Here is a 19188-nt window from a genome sequence, read left to right on the forward strand (position 1 = left end):
GGACAGGCTCAGGACAGGCTCAGTACAAGTCGCTCAGTACAAGTCAAAATAGCTAAAACCCTTTACCTGTAAAGTTTTCGGATTTATATGGCTAACGCCACGCTACGCTATCAGCAAACCCTAATTAGCACTGCTAAACCCCTACAGACTCCTGACTTTTGTGATACTAGCATTTTTTTGTTTGTTAAGAAGAAATCATACTTCTGGAGGTAGGCAATGTTTGATGCTAGTTATTTTATATTAGTTGATTTTTTGGATTGTATAAAACTAAAATTTTTCTTACTGTAATTCATGATTTTTTTACATATAAATTGTTTTAAATTTACTTGTTCTTCATAATTATTCAGCATTTTACAGTTAAATTAATTTTAGATTCTTTCTAGGGAAAAATATAAAAATTCGTAAGGATTCAAATTCCAGAACGAGAATTTTAGATGTGTTGCGGCTAAAACGCTCAAAATCATGAATCTTGAATTCTTACAGAAGTTCATTGTTTCTCTATTTCCTGTACATTCTCTTCATCCCGAACTCAAATCATCACCTATCGGCAAATTTTTGAGGTAAATTGCATGAAAGCAGTAATTTTGGCTGGGGGTCTTGGTACACGCCTCAGTGAAGAAACCAGTATCAGACCTAAGCCAATGGTTGAGATTGGAGGTAAGCCAATTCTTTGGCATATCATGAAAATATACTCGGCTCATGGTATTAATGACTTTATCATTTGTTGCGGATACAAAGGTTACATCATCAAGGAATATTTTGCTAACTACTTCTTACATATGTCCGATGTAACTTTTGACATGAGATTTAACCAGATGAGTATCCATTCTGGATATGCTGAACCTTGGCGTGTTACCTTGGTCAATACAGGTGATAATACCATGACTGGTGGACGTTTAAGAAAAGTGAGAGAACACATTGGTAATGACACTTTTTGCTTTACCTATGGTGATGGTGTCAGCGATATAAATATCACCGAATTAATCAAATTTCATAAAGAACAAAAAAGTTTAGCTACACTGAGTGCAGTACAGCCAGCAGGACGGTTTGGAGCAATTTCTTTAGGACAAGAACAAACTAAAATTACCAGTTTTAAAGAAAAACCAGAAGGTGATGGTGCTTGGATCAATGGTGGTTATTTTGTTCTTGAACCAGAAGTAATTAATTTTATTGCTGATGACTCCACAGTTTGGGAGAAAGAACCATTAGAGAAGTTAGCAGAAATGGAACAATTATCAGCTTTCAAACATGATGGATTTTGGCAACCAATGGATACTTTAAGAGATAAACAATATTTAGAGGAGCTATGGAAAAATAATCAAGCTCCTTGGAAAGTGTGGGAATAAGAATTTTAGATTTTAGATTTTGGATTTTGGGTAAATATTCAGGATAATACAGGATGCAAAATAAATTAGAGTTTTTGATTCATTTTTGATCATTGATTTCATTGATGAAAAAACTTGATTTTGTGGATTCCTGGGACAAATAAATATTCTGACTCCTGACTGTAGATTTTCGATTAGGGAACAATTAATCATGTATGATTTTGCCATTATCGGCGGTGGAATAGTAGGACTATCTACAGCGATGGCTTTAGGTTCACGCTATCCTGATGCGAGAATTTTAGTATTAGAAAAAGAAAGCCAATGGGCATTTCACCAAACCGGTAATAATAGCGGTGTAATCCATTCAGGAGTTTACTACAAACCAGGTAGTTTCAAAGCGAAATTTTGCCGTGACGGTAGTCGCTCAATGGTAGAATTTTGTCAAAAGCATAATATTGATCATGACATTTGTGGTAAGGTAATTGTTGCCACTGATGATACAGAATTACCGGGTCTGGAAAAACTTTACCAAAGAGGTTTAGAAAATGGTATAGAAGTCAAAAGAATTAGTCCTGAAGAAGTTCGAGAAATTGAACCTCATGTGAGTTGTGTAGGTGCAATTAGGGTATTTTCCACAGGAATTGTTAATTACAAACAAGTTTGTTTAAAATACGCTGAACTGATAAACAATCAAGGTGGAGATTTACGCCTCAATACCAAAGTTATGGAAATCTCCCGGAGTGGTACAAATCATATATTAGAAACTAATCAGGGGAGTTTTGAAACAAAATTTGTGATTAATTGTGCCGGATTACATAGCGATCGCATTGCAAAATTAGGTAAAGCTAACCCTGAAGCTAAAATCGTTCCCTTCCGGGGCGAATATTATGAACTCACCCCCGAAAAACGCTATTTGGTCAAAACTCTCATCTATCCAGTTCCTAACCCAGAATTTCCCTTTTTAGGTGTGCATTTTACCCGCATGATTGATAACAGTGTTCATGCTGGTCCTAATGCAGTTTTAAGTTTCAAAAGAGAAGGTTACAAAAAAACCGACTTTAACTTAAAAGACTTTACAGAAGTAATCACCTATCCTGGTTTTTGGAAACTAGCAGCAAAACACGCAGATGAAGGAATTAAAGAAATAATTCGCTCCTTTAGTAAAGCTGCTTTTGTGAGAAGTTTACAAAAACTCATTCCCGAAGTGCAAGCAGAAGATTTAGTCCCTACCCATGCAGGAGTTCGCGCTCAAGCATTAATGAACAATGGTTCTTTAGTTGATGATTTTTTAATCATTCAAGGTGAAAACTCTGTTCATGTTTGCAATGCTCCCTCACCCGCAGCTACATCTTCTTTAGAAATTGGTAAAGCAGTAGTTAACCAAATTCCAGAACAAGCTCATTTAAAAAGCTTAGTTGCTTAAAATCCAGATCAGGATTTTTGGAAAAATCATCTCAATTAACCCGCATTTTAGATTAACTTCTAGATTAATTTCTAGATTAAATTGCGGTTAATTATTCATGCTCTAAATTCAGCATAAAAAACATAATTGCACACCTGGAAAAATTTAAAAGCCATGAAAATATTAGTCACAGGAACAGAAGGATATTTAGGTTCTTTATTACCTCCCTTATTAACAGCAAAAGGTCATGAAGTTATCGGAGTAGACACAGGTTTTTATAAGGTAGGTTGGCTATATAACGGAACTGAAATCACAGCTAAAACCCTCAACAAAGATATTCGTAATATTGCACCTGAAGATTTAGAAGGTGTAGAAGCAATTGTTCATATGGCGGAACTTTCTAACGATCCTACCGGACAATTAGCACCTCATATTACTTATGAAATTAATCATTTAGGTTCTGTAAGATTAGCTAACTTAGCGAAAACAATGGGAGTGCGTCGCTTTATTTATATGTCTTCTTGCAGCGTTTACGGTGTAGCTAGTGAAGGGGATGTAACCGAAGAATCACCTGTAAATCCCCAAACAGCTTATGCAGAATGTAAAACATTAGTAGAAAGAGATATTAAACCATTAGCTGATGATGATTTCTCTCCTACCTTCATGCGAAATGCTACCGCTTTTGGTGCTTCTCCCAGAATGCGATTTGATATTGTTTTAAATAATTTGTCTGGTTTAGCTTGGACAACAAAAGAAATTAAAATGACCAGCGATGGTACACCTTGGCGGCCATTAGTTCACGCTTTGGATATTTGTAAATCCATTGTTTGTGCGTTAGAAGCACCCAGAGATATTGTCCATAATCAAGTTTTTAATGTGGGAGATACACAAAATAATTATCGGGTGAAAGAAATCGCCGAAATTATTGCTGATACTTTTCCTGGTTGTAAATTAACCTTCGGTGATAACGGTTCAGATAACCGTAGTTATCGGGTATCTTTTGAGAAAATAAATACAATTTTACCAGGATTTAAGTGTGATTGGAATGCTCAAAGAGGCGCTCAACAGTTATTTGATTTATTCCGGCAAATCGACATGACTGAAGATACTTTTTTGTTTAGAGGGTTTACCAGATTAAAGCAATTAGAGTATTTAATTCGTACTCAACAAATTGATCATGATTTTTTCTGGACTACTAAATAAACTAGGCATTTATTAAGAATCAACTTAAATTTCCGAATCAATATTTTTGGTTCGGAATTTTATAAGCATTTCCCATCTGTGCTGTCAATAATAAACTAGGATTTTAGGAGAAATATTCCACTATGAATAAATTACTGACTATTGCTATTCCCACTTATAATCGTGCAGATTTACTAGATAAGCAACTAGAGTGGTTATCTCAAGCTATTAAAGGTTATGAATCTGAGTGTGAGATATTTGTTTCTGATAATTGTTCTAGTGATCACACTCAGGAAGTTATCCAAAAATGGCAAGAAAATATCAAAAATGTTAATTTTAAATCTAATAGACATATTGAGAATTTGGGCGTAATGAAAAATATCATGTATTGCCTAATTTCTGCAACAACTAAATATGTTTGGACAATTGGCGATGATGATCCAATCCAAGATAGAGCAATTGGTTATGTGCTAGATAAACTGAAAAAACATCAAGAATTATCATTATTATTTCTCAATTTTTCTGGCAGAAATAAAATTACTGGTGAAGCAGTACATCCACCGACAATAGTTGGTAATCGTTGGTTTGATGTTGATAATGAAGATGGTACAGGAGATGGTAAAACGATATTTGAATATTGTTTTACTAAAAGTGTAGGAGCAGTTATTTTTTTGTCATCCTCAATTTACAGAACTAACTTAGTAAAACGCGCTCTGCAAATTTGGCCAAATGCTATTAATAATTGGATATCTTTAGCATATTTAGCTGGTTATTGTGCTGCTAATGGCAAAGTAATAGTTAGTAAAGAGACTTATTTAGAATGTATTGTTGGTGTCAGTTATTGGCAAAAAGAAGAAAAATCTGCGCTGTTAATGCAGTATAAACATATTCCCGAAGTGGTTTTAAAGCTGCACGAAAATGGATATTCTAAACGATTCTATGCCCAAATGATGGTACAGAACTTTCAACAAGTTAATTTAAAAGTCTTCTTGGGTGCTTTGAGAAGATGGCCAATTTCTGCTATTCAAACAGTTGTTCCTTTTTTAGCTGTAGTCAGTATTTCTGCTGTAGAAGTTATGGCTGCTCCTGAAGTAAAAATTGCTGAATGTCATCATCAAACATCAAGTCAAATTGTTCGCAGAAAGAATAATTCGGTATCATGACTATGTTAGAAACTCTTAAAAACAAAATAAATACGCTCACCTCTGAGTTAAATTATCGAGTAGCATTAGCTAAACATAAGCACAATTTACCTGTGTTATGTTCTGGGGAACAATTAATTGCCCAAACCCTAAAAAGAGAAGGTGTTTACATTACTTCCTTAGAAGATTTAGGATTACCATCAACTGCACAAATGTTAGAGAGTGCTAACTATTATGCAGCAACCATGAAAAGTCCTAGAAGTGTAAAATCAGGGTATAGTTTACCCCAAATTTATACAGTTACAGACTTACCAGAATTTTTTACCTGGGGCATTGAAAAACGGTTGCAAAATATCATCGAAAACTATATAGGTTTACCTATAGCTTTTCATGGTGTTCATGTCAGAAAAGATTTTCCTAATGAGCAGCAATCACAAACATTACTGTGGCATAAAGATTCAGAAGATCGCCGGATGATGAAAGTGATTATCTATTTACAGGATGTGACTGAAAAACATGGTGCTTTTGAATATATACCCTTGCCAAAAAGTCCTAGAGAATTTTTTAATTATTATCGGGTAGATTATGCTTTATGGAAGTCTAATTTTTTAGGGATTAATGATCAACAAATGATAAATTTTATTTCTAAAAACGAATGGAAATATTGTACAGCAAAAGCGGGAACTGTGATTTTTGTAGATCCCAGAAATGTTTTACATCATGGTACTGTCAGAAGCGAGGAACGTTCAACTGTATTTTTTGTATACACTGCTAACCCACCAAAACATCCAGAACTTTGTAGTCAATACCATGATGATACTTTCATCAAACCCAATAAGCAATTTATCCCTGAAGCTGTGGAAAAAGGTTAGTAAATTATATTGGTGATTGGTAATTGGGTAATCAATTTTATGTTTTCCAATTACCCATTACCCATTACCCATTACCCATTACCTTTTTGAAAAACTATGATTTTTACAGAAACAAATCTTCCTGGAGCATTCATTATTGACTTAGAAGAAAAACCAGATCATCGTGGTTTTTTTGCTCGAACTTTCTGCGCTCAAGAATTTGCTGAACATGGGTTAAAACCAACGGTTGCCCAATGCAATCTTTCTTTTAATCATAAAAAAGGTACATTGCGGGGGATGCACTATCAAATTGCACCCGCAACGGAAACAAAATTAGTGCGTTGTACTCAAGGGGCAATTTATGACGTAATTATTGATATGCGTCCTGAATCTCCTACTTATCTGTCGCATATAGGTGTAGAACTGAGTGCAGAAAATCGCCGCGCTTTATATGTACCAGAAATGTTTGCTCATGGCTATCAAGCCTTAACAGATGGAGCAGAAGTTGTTTATCAAGTGGGTGAATTTTACACCCCTGGTTATGAGCGTGGTTTGCGGTTTGATGATCCACTTTTAGATATTTCTTGGCCTTTAGAAGTAACAGAAATATCTGAAAAAGATCGCAATTGGCCTTTATTGGAATCTATTTTAATAGGAGTTTAAGATGATTATTCTTGATCAAGCTTTAAAAGCCCGTGCAGAGTTAGGAAAACCTGTAAAAGTAGCGATGATTGGCGCTGGTTTTATGGGTCGGGGAATTGCCAATCAAATTATTAATTCTGTTCCCGGAATGGAATTAGTTGCGATTGCAAACCGACACATTGATACAGCGAAAAAAGCTTATTTAGAAGCAGGAATTGAGAATTTTCAAACTGTTTCTAGTGTAGTAGATTTAGAAGATGCGATCGCTCAAGGTGGATATGCAGTAACAGAAGATGCAATGTTACTGTGTGCAGCAGAGGGAATAGATGCAATCATTGAAGTCACAGGAACAATTGAATATGCTGCTCATTTAGTGATGAGAGCGATCGCCCATCAAAAGCATATCATTTTAATGAATGCAGAATTAGATGGAACAATTGGACCAATTCTCAAAGTTCATGCAGACCGCGCTGGCGTAATTTTAACAGCTTGTGATGGTGATCAACCAGGGGTAGAAATGAACCTCTACCGCTTTGTGAAAAGCATCGGTTTAACACCCTTATTGTGTGGCAATATTAAGGGTTTACAAGACCCCTATCGTAACCCTACAACTCAAGCCGGTTTTGCTCAACGTTGGGGACAAAATCCCGCAATGGTGACAAGTTTTGCAGACGGTACAAAAATTTCCTTTGAACAAGCAATTGTTGCTAACGGCACAGGCATGAAAGTTGCAAAACGGGGAATGTTAGGCTATGAATACACAGGTCATGTTGATGAAATGACCAAAATGTATGACATAGATCAACTCAAAGAATTAGGCGGTATTGTTGACTATGTAGTAGGAACAAAACCCAGTCCTGGAGTATTTGTTTTTGCTACCCATGAAGACCCCAAACAAAGACATTATCTGAATCTTTATAAATTAGGTGAAGGACCCCTTTATAGTTTCTATACTCCCTATCACCTTTGCCATTTTGAAGTTCCCCTTTCCGTTGCGCGTGCAGTATTATTTCATGATGCTGTATTAGCTCCCCTAGCTGGTCCAGTGGTAGATGTAGTTGCTACAGCCAAAATTGATTTAAAAGCGGGAGAAACACTAGATGGCATTGGTTATTATATGACCTATGGACAATGTGAAAATTCCGATATTGTACAGCAAGAAAATTTACTACCAATGGGGATAGCAGAAGGATGTCGTTTAAAACGAGATATTCAGAAAGATCAAGTCATTTCTTATGATGATGTAGAACTACCAGAAGGTAGACTTTGTGACAGATTACGTGCTGAACAAACAGCTTATTTTGCTGCTGCGAAAACTTTAGTAGGTGTCAAATAAAGTAAAAAATTAACCATAAAACGTAAGCATTCAGTAGTCAGTGAAAAAGAAGAAAATCATCAATAATAGCTGATTACTGATAGCTGAATACTTACATCAAAACTGAGATTTAGCCCCCTTGTGTTGGGGGCTGAAAATTTTTTATCACTAAGATTTGAACAAATCGATATTTTTGTTCAAACCGAGCAAATCAATCAGACTTGACCTGGTATTCTGTTACAACTTCCAGTTTGATAGGAAAAATTAAAATTTTTATTAACAAGTATCTACCTAGTTGAAAAAACACCAAAAGCGAAATATCAACATATCTATATAGTAGATTTTTCGTGGTTTGCCAATGGTATTGTCAAATCCCTTTGGTTGTACTAATTACTAACACTATAAATGCCTGATTAAGTAATGTAATTGAATGTACAAACCTTGTGGGTTTTGCCATTCATCAAATTAGCAGTGCGATAGCTAGACTAACCAAAGCTATCAGACACTTGGTACACTGACGTTGCAGCTTGTAACTACCTAAGGACGGGTTTAGTACAGACATAATACTGCTATAAACATAGAGATTATTAACATCTGTACACCCTGATGCAACAGCCAATAATTTAGTCAAATAGTCAACACTATCATATAAGGCATCATCCATGAAAATAGCTCTAGTCCATGATTACTTAACCCAGCGCGGTGGGGCAGAGCGAGTGTTTGAATTGCTTTGTAAACGCTACCCCGAAGCCGACATTTTCACATCCTTGTATGATCCTCAAAAAACAATTGATCTGGGTGAACGTTTAGTTAAAACAACTTTCTTACAAAATATTCCCGGTGCTGCCAAGTATTTTCGTGTGATGGCTCCTCTTTACTTTCCTGCCTTTCGAGCCTTAAATTTAGAAGACTACGATTTAATTATCAGTAGTAGTACAAGTTTTGCCAAAGCAGTGCGTAAAAAACCACAGGCAAAGCACATTTGTTTCTGTCATAATGTCACTCGTTTCCTATGGGATACAGAAACTTATTTAAGGGAGTATGGAGACTATCGCTATTTTGCCCCCTTAATTGAAAAAATATTTGCAATGATGAGAAATGTAGACCTGAAATATTCTCAAGAACCAGACCTCTACATTGCTAATTCCAGCGTTGTTGCCCGTCGCATTCAAAAAATTTACGGTAAACAAGCAATTGTGATTAACTATCCAATTGATACCAATCAGTTTGTTTTTTCTGATACTAAGGAGGAATACTACTTGGCATCGGCGCGGATGATAAGTTATAAACGTCTTGATATCATAGTCGAGGCTTTTAATTGGTTAGGGTGGAATTTATTAATATCAGGTGACGGACCCGAACTAGAAAGGTTAAAATCCAAAGCATTAGGCAATATTGAATTTTTAGGTCACGTTACTGATAGCAAACGTAAAGACTTATTTTCTAGTGCTAAGTCGATTATTGTTGCAGCTTTAGAAGACTATGGATTAGTTCCAGTAGAAGCAAATGCTAGTGGAACTCCAGTAATTGCCTATGGAGCCGGTGGGGTATTAGATACTCAAATACCTGGTAAAACGGGAGTTTTTTTTAAGAGACAAACACCCGATTCTCTACAAGCCGCATTATTAGAGGCTAGAGGAATATCTTGGAATTACGAAAATATTCGTAATCATGCCGTAAACAATTTTTCAGAACAAGCATTCTTCTCTAAAGTTGAGGATATTCTTGTTCAATTTGCTGGTGTGCATCACTCATTTATTTAACTTATTAGGTAAGCATTCAGCTGTCAGCAGTCAGCTAAAACTGCTTTTCAGGCTAATTTTCCAGGAATTTTAGGGGAGACTGACACCAAAATCAATTCCTAACTCCTCACTGAAAATGCTTATAAATCCCAGATAATAGCTGATTACTGATTACTGACGGCTGAATATTTACCTTGTTAGCTTGACCCTTTAACAATGGAAAATTAACAATAGACAATTGACAATTACCTCTGGAGCGAATGAAAAAACTGTCAATTGTCAATTGTCAATTATCAATTGATAAAGGGTAGCAAACTAAGCATAGCGTCTCCCACAGAAGGATAATAAAAGTGGTTCAAACTAGTCTAAATCCTCAGATAACTCCAGTAGCAGATCGAGAACCAGGTTATGGACAAATGCTGGCTGTGTTTGTCAGGAGATTCCCCTGGGTTGTTTTGGTATTTCTGAGTTCTACAGCTTTAGCAGGAATCATAACTTTAAAGACCAAGCCCACCTTCCAAAGTACAATGCAACTGTTAGTAGAACCTAACTATCAAGGCAAAAAAGAAGGAGTAGATCCAGTAGAACGTCAGTTTACAGATACTAACGTTGTTATTGACACAGCGACACAATTGAATTTGATGCGGAGTTCTGGACTAATCCAAAAAGCAGTTGATAAACTCAAGTCGGAATATCCAAATATCACAGCAGAGGAAGTTAAAAAATACTTAGTCGTCAGTCAAATCAAGACTCCAGAAGATAATATCGCTACTAAAATTTTTCAAGTTGACTATAGTGATGGTGATCCAGAAAAAACGCAAAAAGTGCTAACTGCCATTCGGCAAGTTTATGTTGAATATAACAAACAACAGCAGGATATACGTTTAAAAAGAGGTCTGCAAGTTATTAGAGAGCAGTTGCGAAAAGCTAATGATGAGGTGAACGCATCGGAAGCCAATTTGCAACGATTTCGGAGAAACCAGAATTTAATTAATCCAGAGTTGCAGGCCAAAGCAATTGAAGAATCCTTAAATAATATCCAGAAAGAGCGACAAATAACTCGTTCTCAATATGAAGAAGCTGTGGCCAAGCAGAGGTCTTTGCAGGAACAGTTGAATCGTTCTCCTCAGAATGCCTTGGTTTCCTCCCGTCTCAGTCAGTCTACACGTTATCAAGGCTTACTCAACGAAATCCAAAAAACAGAATTAGCTTTAGCACAGGAACGGTTACGTTTTACTGATGATACTCCCGGTGTGCAGAAGCTCCAAGAACAATTGAACAGTCAAAAAGAACTTTTGCAAAAAGAAGTTAGTAGAACTTTAGGGAGACAGTCTAGCAGTGCATTCAGTTTTGCAGACAATCTGCTAGAACAAGGCCAACTGGGAGAAATTGACCTTAACCTCACAGGTGAATTAGTAGAAACTCAAACCAATATAGTTTCTTTAAGCGCCCGTGATCAAACTTTGGCAGAAAAAGAGAAAGAACTAAGAGCGCAACTAAAAAGGTTTCCCTCTCTCTTGGCTTATTACAATCGCATACTTCCTCAATTAGAATTTAGTCGGGAAAGATTGGAGCAACTGTTGAGAGCAGAACAACAATTACGTCAAGAACTGGCCAAAGGTGGATTTAATTGGGAAGTGGTGGAAGAACCACAAAGAGGCATACAATTAGGACCAAATCTCAAACAAAATCTTTTGTTGGGCGCAGTAGTGGGATTTATTTTAGGGGGTGTTGCAGCCTTTATTAGAGAAGCATCGGATGATTCTGTACACACTACTGCTGAATTAGAAAAACAAGTTGCTCTACCTTTGTTGGGAACAACTCCCAAATTGCCACCAGCTAAACCGAAAGAATCAATCATCAAATTGCCTTTTGGTAAACCTGAAGTTCTTGCTCCTTGGACAATTCAAGTCTTACAATCTCCACCACGTTGGGAATCACTAGACTTGATTTATAAAAATATCGAACTTCTCCACAATGTCTCTGAATTAAAATCTTTGATGGTGACATCAGCATTGCCAGATGAAGGTAAGTCAGCTTTCACTTTAGGTTTAGCTATGAGTGCGGCCAGGTTACATAAAAAGGTGCTTTTAATTGATGCTAACCTACGTGATCCTAGCTTGCACAAACAGTTGAATCTTCCTAATGAACAAGGTTTGTCCACTCTATTATCCAGTGATGTTAGCCTTCCTCATCAAATAGGAATTCCATACTCCGGTTCATCCTATATCGACATTTTAACTGCTGGTCCAATACCTGTAGATCCGGCTCATCTTTTGAGTTCTCCACGCATGATGGAACTGATGGCAGCATTTGAAGAAAACTATGATTTGGTACTCATAGATGCTCCTTCAGTTATCGGTATGGTGGATGCAATGCTGACAGCTTCATCTTGTCGGAGTGTGGTTATGGTAGCCAGCATTGGTAGGGTGACACGCAACCATTTAGCCCAAGCTACAGCAATGTTGAGCAAGTTAAATCTGATTGGGGTTGTGGCTAATGGAGTATCTAATTCTGATAGCACTTATGTTCCTTATGTCAAACAACAACAATTAGTGCTAAAAGAATTTGTGGAAAAATAGCTCAATGATTTCCACGGTTCCTTTTTGTGGCAACAATACTTTCTTTGTGAGTAAGTATTCAGCTATCAGTAATCAGTAAATGGCTATGCCACGCTACGCTAACAGCTTTCAGATGTAAGTAGAGTGGTTGTTAATAAAATCATAATTTTACTAGATTACCAGGCTTTGAGTAGATAAATTCACAGGCTGAAATTTGTGTTTTTGTGAGTTTTGCTGATAGCTGATGGCTGAATGCTTACCTTTGTGAATATTCGACTCAAAATTTGGCTTGGTAAATATGAAAAAGGTTATGGTTAAGGAAGTTAATCCTTTTACCCTTGCCTTTTTTTATCATGAAAAGACAAGAATTGAGAGTTGAGGGTTTTTCCCAAAATACCAAAAATAATTTTGCAATTATCGTCAAATAAAAAGTGTATAGATCCCCGACTTCTTAAAGAAATCGGGGATATGGATCTGAGTTTTTTTAGTTTGAGCTACTTATAATTATATTTCTAATCCAATTAGTTAGTTTTTAAATTACAGAATTTATGTATGATGTTTAACACGAAAAAATATTGATTCATCATAGCTTAACATTATGTGTGAAAAAAACCTATCTATTTAAAGACTCAATAAAGAATTGATTTAATCATTAGTTAATTCTCGTTTTTATTATATTCTAGAAATTGAGGACAACAATTCACCAGACTGAAATTCGAGGATTCCTGTGATAGCTACAACAGTATTAAGTAGCGTCAATTAAATTAATTTAGCGAGCGTTCCTAAAGGTAATTCCACTCTACATATACCTAGAGGAAATACCAAGTTTCCTAAATCTCCATTTATCTTAATTGCTGTTGCTTAACTGTTTTTGTTGCTTTCTGTACATCTTCATATCTACAGAATTGCACAAAGGTTAACTCATATTTTTAGGTCAGTAATTGGCTACTGTACAAACGCAAATACCTATGACAACTTCAATTTTTCCTAGTTTACAAGAACACAGCACCATATCACAGTTGTCCCCAAAAAATTATCAATTACAATACTGCACACTTCAGTGGCGTATGGGTCAGCTATTGGTGAAGTCTTCTGTGAATTTACAACAACCATATTTACCTGCTCTAGATAACGAACAATTATTAGTAGAGTGTTTAAAACATTCTCCTGTTAATTTAGTAACCATAGATCCACAACTAGGTAATGCTGCATTAAAATTTTGGGCAAATGCTTGTAAAAAAGCTCAAAAACCAATATATATCAGCCCATCATCTATGAATCAATTCACAAAACAAAGTCATCAATTATTCAGGGTGATCCAAAGAATAACTGATTGGCTTTTAGCGTTAATTTTGTTGCTATTGGTTAGTCCTTTAATGCTGGGATTAACTATACTGTTGTGGTTACAATCCCCAGAATTTATTTTTTCTTATGAGTGGCAGATTGGTGAGCGGGGTAAACTATTTCAATCGCTCAAGTTTTGTACAAGGGAAAAACATAACATCTCATTTTTAGGGGTTTTAATGCGTAAATATGGTCTGGATAATTTACCTAAGTTATTCAATGTACTGCGTGGGGATATGAGTTTGATTGGCTCTCGTTGTTGGCTTTTAACAGATGCAGTCCACCTAAGTTTAGAAAATGCAGAACAACTAAATCAGCTATCGATCAATACTGCTAGATAATATCAATGAAATCTTATTTTTTTAATCCGCTTCGCTATTTTCTGAAAACCACTAAATTCTGGCAGGACAATCATTTAATTTTACGAGAGTTTAAACACTTTCGTAAGGTGACTATACTTGCCTTAGTCTTTACCTTTTTAGCAGCAACTTTTGAAGGTATAAGTATTGGCTTCTTACTGTCATTTTTGCAAAATTTAACTAATCCTAATGCTGCACCCATTCAAATAGGAATAGATTGGTTTGACCAGTGGATATTAGGAGTTAATACCTCAGCAATTAGCAGATTATATCGTGTATCTTGTCTGATTTTATTAAGTACGTGGATGCGTGCTGCTTTTAACTATTTCTCTCAAATATACACGGAATTTTGTCAATTATATCTTGGAGACAGGTTAAGAAAAAAAATTTTTGAACAGTTGCAATCTTTGTCTCTGAGTTACTTTAGTACCACTCGTTCTGGGGAAATAGTTAACACAATTACCACAGAAATTGAGAAGATTAGACAGGGTTTTAGCGGGGGAGCATTTTTATTTACTAGAGGTTTGACAGTTGTTGTCTACTTCATTACAATGCTTTTACTTTCATGGCAACTGACGCTAATTGCCATATTGTTATTTACTTTGTTGGCTGTTGGGTTATCAAATCTGAATGCTAGAGTGCGAGAATCCAGTTTTGGTATTTCAGTTGCTAATGGTAATTTTACATCAATAGCCATAGAATTTATTAATGGTATTCGCACGGTTCATGCTTGTGGTACTCAGGAATTAGAACGTCAGCGGTACTATAAAGCTAGTAATCAAATAGTCAGCAGTTCAACTAAAGTTATTCTCATTTGGACATTAGTAAAACCCATTGCCGAAAGTGCAGCTACTACTGTGCTGATAGGTATGATTATTTTAGCTTTTAGTAGCTTTGTGGTGAATGGAACTTTACAAGTTAGTTCTTTGCTGACATTTTTCTTTGTACTGTTTCGTCTTGTACCATTCATTCAAGATATTAATGGCACTAGAGCTTTTCTTAACACTCTTCAAGGTTCGGCGGACAATATTAAAAACTTGTTGAAACGAGAGGATAAAACGTACTTTGAAAACGGGACAATTGAATTTACAGGTTTGAAAAGATCAATTGATTTAGTATCTGTAAATTTTGGCTATAGTCACAATCAACAAGTGCTGCATGATATTACTTTAACAATTGAAAAAGGTAAAATGACAGCGTTAGTGGGTGCTTCTGGTGCTGGTAAAACCACAGTTGCCGATTTAATTCCTCGCTTTTATGATCCTACCGAAGGCTATATTTATGTTAATGAAATTGATGTGCGGCAATTTGAAATTAATTCTCTACGTCGCAAGATAGCTGTTGTTAGCCAGGATACTTTTATTTTCAATACTTCTGTGTGGAATAATATCGCTTACGGTACACCAGAAGCAACAGAGGCAAAAATTCGAGAAGCTGCGCGACTAGCAAATGCAGAAGAATTTATTTTAGAAATGCCAGAAGGGTTTGATACAGAATTGGGAGATAGAGGTGTACGGTTATCTGGTGGACAAAGACAGCGACTTGCTATTGCTCGTGCATTATTACGTAATCCAGAAATTTTGATTTTGGATGAAGCTACAAGTGCTTTAGATTCTGTATCTGAGAGATTAATTCAGGATTCATTAGAAAAGCTGGCTGTGGGTAGAACTGTAATTGCGATCGCTCACCGTCTTTCTACTATTGCTAAAGCCGATAAAGTTGTAGTTTTAGAACAGGGAAGGATCGTAGAACAAGGTCAATATCAGGAACTTATAGAACAAAAAGGTAAGCTTTGGAAATATCATCAAATGCAGTATCAAATTGCTGCTAATGAGAAAATTTAGCAAATTTGATCTTTTTTTCTATTCATTGACACAAAGACTTTATTTATCAAAATCTGCTTCAGGACTACTACAAAATTTTCGATGCTCTTTGCTCAATCTCAACTTTTAATTATCCATTATGAAAATTACACTTACTTGTAATACAAGTTTAGGCACTGGTGGACAAGGTGTTTGTTTAGAGAATGCTGCATTAGGTTTAAATAAACTAGGAGATTTAACTGTATTTTGTAGTGGGTTAACAGTGCCAAAAACCGATTTTACTGTATATCCTGTAGGTAATTCTCCTTGGAGTAAAAGATTATTAAGTACCCCCATTTTGCGTCGTCGTAATGATTGGGCTGTATTGCTAAGTGACTTATATTTTGATCAACAGGTAAGTAAAAAATTAAAATCATACCCCTGTGATTTAATTATGGGAGTAGCTGGACAAACTAACTTAGCATTTAAAGCAGCTAAAGCTCAAGGTGCAAAAGCTTGGTTATATTGTTTAAATAATTATCTGCCTTTTATGCAGGAGCAAATTCAGCAAGAATTAGATTTTTTATCTGATCCTACTGTAGCAACCATGCATCCCCAAATGCTCAAGAGATTTGCTGAAGAATGTCAACAAGCAGATTTAATTATCGTTTTATCTGAAGTTGCTAAACAAACATTTATTCAAGCCGGATTCGCACCAGAAAAAGTTAAGGTTCTCACTCCTTTTGTTGACACTCAGAGATTTCATCATACTGTGAAAAATGATCAAGTTTTTCGAGTGCTGTATGTAGGAACTATTGAACCCAGAAAAGGATTGCCTTATTTAGTTCAGGCTTTTTTACAAGCTGATATCCCCAACTCAGAATTATTGATTGTTGGTGGTGCTTCTACTCGTGCATTAAGACAATTTATGACAGAAGTATTAAACAAACATACCAATATTAAACAAGAATTTTGGAATTTTAGTCAAGATGATCCTACTGAAGTTTTTGGTAAATCTTCGGTTTTGGTTTTACCTTCTGTAGAAGATGGTTTTGGTTTGGTTGGACTAGAAGCAATGGCTTGTGGATTACCTGTAATTGTAACTTCTAATTGTGGTGCAGCAGATGTGGTAAATCATGGCATAAATGGCTTTATTTCTCCTCCTAGAGATGTACAAACTATGGCTAATCAATTGAAATTTTTAGCAGAAAATGAATCCAAAAGAAGAGAAATGGGAAAAGTTGCGAGGATAAATTCACAACAATATAATCAGGCACTTTATCAACATCAATTAAGGGAAATTTTCTTAAAGCAAGATTTAATTACAGCGATTTTCAACTAAAAAGGAGAAAATAGAGAAAATAATGTTAACCATAAATGAAAACATAATTTCTCAAGAAACAATATATCACTGTTCTGGTGTTGATATCAGGGGAAATGGGGGGATGGAAACTTACATATCTTCCTTGATCAATTTTCCTATGAATGGAGTGATGAAGACCCATATTAATTCTGTTAAGAATTTAGAGCAAAGTCAATGTAAGTTACTCCACCTTCATGATCCAGAATTATTATTAGAATTGACTGGGGAATGTCCAGCAGTCTTGACACTGCATAATCATTGTACTTATTGTCCCAGTGGTACAAAATATTTAGCCGATCGCCAAAAACAATGCGATCGCAATATGTACCCATTAGGTTGTGCTTGGGGACATTTGGTAGATGGTTGTGGTAGTCGCAGACCACAAAAAATGTTTGACAATTTGCGGAATAGCTATAATTTTCTTAGCACTGCCAAAAAAATCAACATTCCTGTAATTGCTAATAGTAATTATGTACGAGAGCAAATTATTAACAATGGTTTATCACCCGACCAAGTAATTACACTTCACTGCGGTGTCCAACAACCTACATATCCCACAGCATCTTTAACTCCAGAAATTCATCAAAATCAGCGCATTTTGTTTGTGGGTCGCATTGTCCCCGATAAAGGAATTGAATGGTTAGTGAAAGCTTTAGCCAAAACTCATTCGCAAATTCATCTTGATATTGCAGGTGAAGGTTGGATCAAAAGTAAGATGGAAAAATTAGCCCAGAAAATGGGTTTAAGTAATCGTATTACTTGGCATGGTTGGTGTAATAAAGACAAGCTTAAAACACTTTATCAGCAGTGTTTGGCTGTAGTTTTTCCTAGTCTCTGGCCTGAACCTGCCGGCTTAGTCACTTTAGAAGCTTATGCCCATTATCGTCCAATAATTGCTAGTGCTGTGGGTGGAATTCCTGAATATGTGCAAGATGGGAAAACAGGAATCCTTGTACCAGCTAATGATACACGAAAATTAGCAGATGCCATCAACCAACTAGCTACAAATTACCATCAAAGTCGAGGCATGGGCGAACAAGGACAAGCTTGGTTTCAACAAGAATTTACTCTGGATCTTCACATTCAGAGATTAGAAACAATTTACGCCAAAACTATCGCTGACTTTAGCTTAAAAACTAGCAGAAATGAAAAAATAACTAACCTGAATTATGACTATAAATACTCAAATATCAGAACCTCTGGTTAGCGTGATTATCCCTACTTATAATCGCCCAGAATACCTCAAACAAGCAATTACTAGCGCCGTTAACCAAACTTATCAAAACATTGAAATTATTGTTTCTGATAATTGTAGTCCTGAAAATCCTGAAAATTTAGTGGCATCTTTTTGTGACTCACGAATCAGATTTTGGCGACATCCAGAAAATGTGGGAATGCTCAATAATCAAATGAATGCCTTTAAAATGGCACAAGGTAAATATGTCGCTAGTCTCCATGATGATGATATGTGGCATCAAGATTTTTTAGCTAAACTTGTACCACATCTAGAAACTAATCCTCATTTGATTTTGGCTTTTTGTGACCAATATATTATTGATGGTCAAAGTCAAATTAATCCAGCAGCAACTGAAGAAAATTCCCGCAGTTATAAGCGTGATCAAATTGCTTATGGAATTCATGAAAATTTCCAACAAATTGGTTTAGTCGATAAAAGTATACCGACAGCAGCAGCTTGTGTAATTCGCAATGGTTTGATTAATTGGGATATTATTCCTTCAGAAGTTGGGGGAATGTGGGATTTATATTTAACTTACTTATGTTGTATCTCAGGACATGGAGTTTACTATTATCCTGAAAAATTAACATATTATCGGGAACATGAACAAACTGATACCATGCTCAGTGGTAGACGGAATATTCAAGCAAAAATTCGTAAAGCTAAAAGTGAAATTTTCTGTTACCAAACCTTTATGGAAGATAAGCGTTTACAACAGTTTCATTCACATTTTAGAAAGCTCTGGTTAGAAGCACATACAACTTTAGGAATTGGCTTGATGCTAGATCAACAAACCACAGCAGCACGTTCTTATTTTTGGCAAGCATTACAGAAACAAAAATTTAACTTGCGAACTTTAATAGCTCTGACTCTCAGTTTTACACATCCCAAATTCACGCAGAAATTACTGGGTGTTTAATA

14 protein-coding genes are annotated in these 19188 nt (G+C 35.9%); all 14 read left to right on the forward strand.

Annotation, left to right across the window (positions count from 1 at the left end; all coding sequences use genetic code 11):
• Nucleotides 1-569: 569 nt before the first annotated feature.
• The 14 genes from rfbF to FFR48_RS06505 all read left to right on the forward strand — a co-directional run bounded on the left by rfbF (nucleotide 570) and on the right by FFR48_RS06505 (nucleotide 19186).
• Complete coding sequence (rfbF, locus tag FFR48_RS06440; protein ID WP_096570749.1) at nucleotides 570-1346, forward strand: glucose-1-phosphate cytidylyltransferase; 777 nt, start codon at nucleotides 570-572, stop codon at nucleotides 1344-1346.
• Between the two features lie 190 nt (nucleotides 1347-1536).
• Entirely contained in the window at nucleotides 1537-2748 is a 1212-nt protein-coding gene (gene lhgD / locus FFR48_RS06445) for an L-2-hydroxyglutarate dehydrogenase (protein WP_096570754.1), read from the forward strand.
• A gap of 153 nt (nucleotides 2749-2901) precedes the next feature.
• A complete protein-coding gene (locus FFR48_RS06450) occupies nucleotides 2902-3930 on the forward strand; it encodes an NAD-dependent epimerase/dehydratase family protein (protein WP_096570755.1) in 1029 nt (342 codons plus the stop codon).
• A 122-nt stretch (nucleotides 3931-4052) separates the two neighbouring features.
• Nucleotides 4053-5072, forward strand: coding sequence for a glycosyltransferase family 2 protein (locus FFR48_RS06455; RefSeq protein ID WP_137666770.1), 1020 nt, complete (start codon nucleotides 4053-4055; stop codon nucleotides 5070-5072).
• Nucleotides 5073-5074: 2 nt separating this feature from the next.
• Nucleotides 5075-5923: a phytanoyl-CoA dioxygenase family protein gene (locus tag FFR48_RS06460; protein WP_137666771.1), complete on the forward strand. Its 849-nt coding sequence runs from the start codon at nucleotides 5075-5077 to the stop codon at nucleotides 5921-5923.
• A 96-nt stretch (nucleotides 5924-6019) separates the two neighbouring features.
• Nucleotides 6020-6565, forward strand: coding sequence for a dTDP-4-dehydrorhamnose 3,5-epimerase (rfbC, locus tag FFR48_RS06465; RefSeq protein ID WP_137666772.1), 546 nt, complete (start codon nucleotides 6020-6022; stop codon nucleotides 6563-6565).
• A 1-nt stretch (nucleotide 6566) separates the two neighbouring features.
• Nucleotides 6567-7880: an NAD(P)H-dependent oxidoreductase gene (locus FFR48_RS06470; RefSeq protein WP_137666773.1), complete on the forward strand. Its 1314-nt coding sequence runs from the start codon at nucleotides 6567-6569 to the stop codon at nucleotides 7878-7880.
• Between the two features lie 641 nt (nucleotides 7881-8521).
• On the forward strand, nucleotides 8522-9622 hold the full coding sequence (locus FFR48_RS06475) for a glycosyltransferase (RefSeq protein WP_137666774.1): 1101 nt from the start codon (nucleotides 8522-8524) through the stop codon (nucleotides 9620-9622).
• 329 nt (nucleotides 9623-9951) lie between these two features.
• Entirely contained in the window at nucleotides 9952-12183 is a 2232-nt protein-coding gene (locus tag FFR48_RS06480; protein ID WP_137666775.1) for a GumC family protein, read from the forward strand.
• 947 nt (nucleotides 12184-13130) lie between these two features.
• Nucleotides 13131-13847 carry a heterocyst development glycosyltransferase HepC gene (hepC, locus tag FFR48_RS06485; protein WP_096570771.1) on the forward strand — a complete coding sequence of 239 codons (717 nt, stop codon included), beginning with the start codon at nucleotides 13131-13133 and terminating at the stop codon, nucleotides 13845-13847.
• Between the two features lie 5 nt (nucleotides 13848-13852).
• Complete coding sequence (gene hepA / locus FFR48_RS06490) at nucleotides 13853-15709, forward strand: heterocyst formation ABC transporter subunit HepA (RefSeq protein WP_137666776.1); 1857 nt, start codon at nucleotides 13853-13855, stop codon at nucleotides 15707-15709.
• A 118-nt stretch (nucleotides 15710-15827) separates the two neighbouring features.
• Nucleotides 15828-17009 carry a glycosyltransferase family 4 protein gene (locus FFR48_RS06495; RefSeq protein ID WP_137666777.1) on the forward strand — a complete coding sequence of 394 codons (1182 nt, stop codon included), beginning with the start codon at nucleotides 15828-15830 and terminating at the stop codon, nucleotides 17007-17009.
• Nucleotides 17010-17031: 22 nt separating this feature from the next.
• Nucleotides 17032-18237: a glycosyltransferase family 4 protein gene (locus FFR48_RS06500; protein WP_307722509.1), complete on the forward strand. Its 1206-nt coding sequence runs from the start codon at nucleotides 17032-17034 to the stop codon at nucleotides 18235-18237.
• Nucleotides 18200-19186 carry a glycosyltransferase family 2 protein gene (locus FFR48_RS06505; protein ID WP_137666778.1) on the forward strand — a complete coding sequence of 329 codons (987 nt, stop codon included), beginning with the start codon at nucleotides 18200-18202 and terminating at the stop codon, nucleotides 19184-19186. Before FFR48_RS06500 ends, FFR48_RS06505 begins: the two co-directional genes overlap by 38 nt.
• The last annotated feature ends 2 nt before the right edge of the window (nucleotides 19187-19188 follow it).

Source organism: Sphaerospermopsis reniformis (assembly GCF_005402885.1).
GTDB classification, from domain to species: Bacteria; Cyanobacteriota; Cyanobacteriia; order Cyanobacteriales; family Nostocaceae; genus Sphaerospermopsis; species Sphaerospermopsis kisseleviana.

Coding starts and splice junctions, on each gene's coding strand:
- rfbF (WP_096570749.1), top strand. CDS start 570: ATGAAAGCAGTAATTTTGGCTGGGGGTCTTGGTACACGCCTCAGTGAA.
- lhgD (WP_096570754.1), top strand. CDS start 1,537: ATGTATGATTTTGCCATTATCGGCGGTGGAATAGTAGGACTATCTACA.
- FFR48_RS06450 (WP_096570755.1), top strand. CDS start 2,902: ATGAAAATATTAGTCACAGGAACAGAAGGATATTTAGGTTCTTTATTA.
- FFR48_RS06455 (WP_137666770.1), top strand. CDS start 4,053: ATGAATAAATTACTGACTATTGCTATTCCCACTTATAATCGTGCAGAT.
- FFR48_RS06460 (WP_137666771.1), top strand. CDS start 5,075: ATGTTAGAAACTCTTAAAAACAAAATAAATACGCTCACCTCTGAGTTA.
- rfbC (WP_137666772.1), top strand. CDS start 6,020: ATGATTTTTACAGAAACAAATCTTCCTGGAGCATTCATTATTGACTTA.
- FFR48_RS06470 (WP_137666773.1), top strand. CDS start 6,567: ATGATTATTCTTGATCAAGCTTTAAAAGCCCGTGCAGAGTTAGGAAAA.
- FFR48_RS06475 (WP_137666774.1), top strand. CDS start 8,522: ATGAAAATAGCTCTAGTCCATGATTACTTAACCCAGCGCGGTGGGGCA.
- hepC (WP_096570771.1), top strand. CDS start 13,131: ATGACAACTTCAATTTTTCCTAGTTTACAAGAACACAGCACCATATCA.
- hepA (WP_137666776.1), top strand. CDS start 13,853: ATGAAATCTTATTTTTTTAATCCGCTTCGCTATTTTCTGAAAACCACT.
- FFR48_RS06495 (WP_137666777.1), top strand. CDS start 15,828: ATGAAAATTACACTTACTTGTAATACAAGTTTAGGCACTGGTGGACAA.
- FFR48_RS06500 (WP_307722509.1), top strand. CDS start 17,032: ATGTTAACCATAAATGAAAACATAATTTCTCAAGAAACAATATATCAC.
- FFR48_RS06505 (WP_137666778.1), top strand. CDS start 18,200: ATGACTATAAATACTCAAATATCAGAACCTCTGGTTAGCGTGATTATC.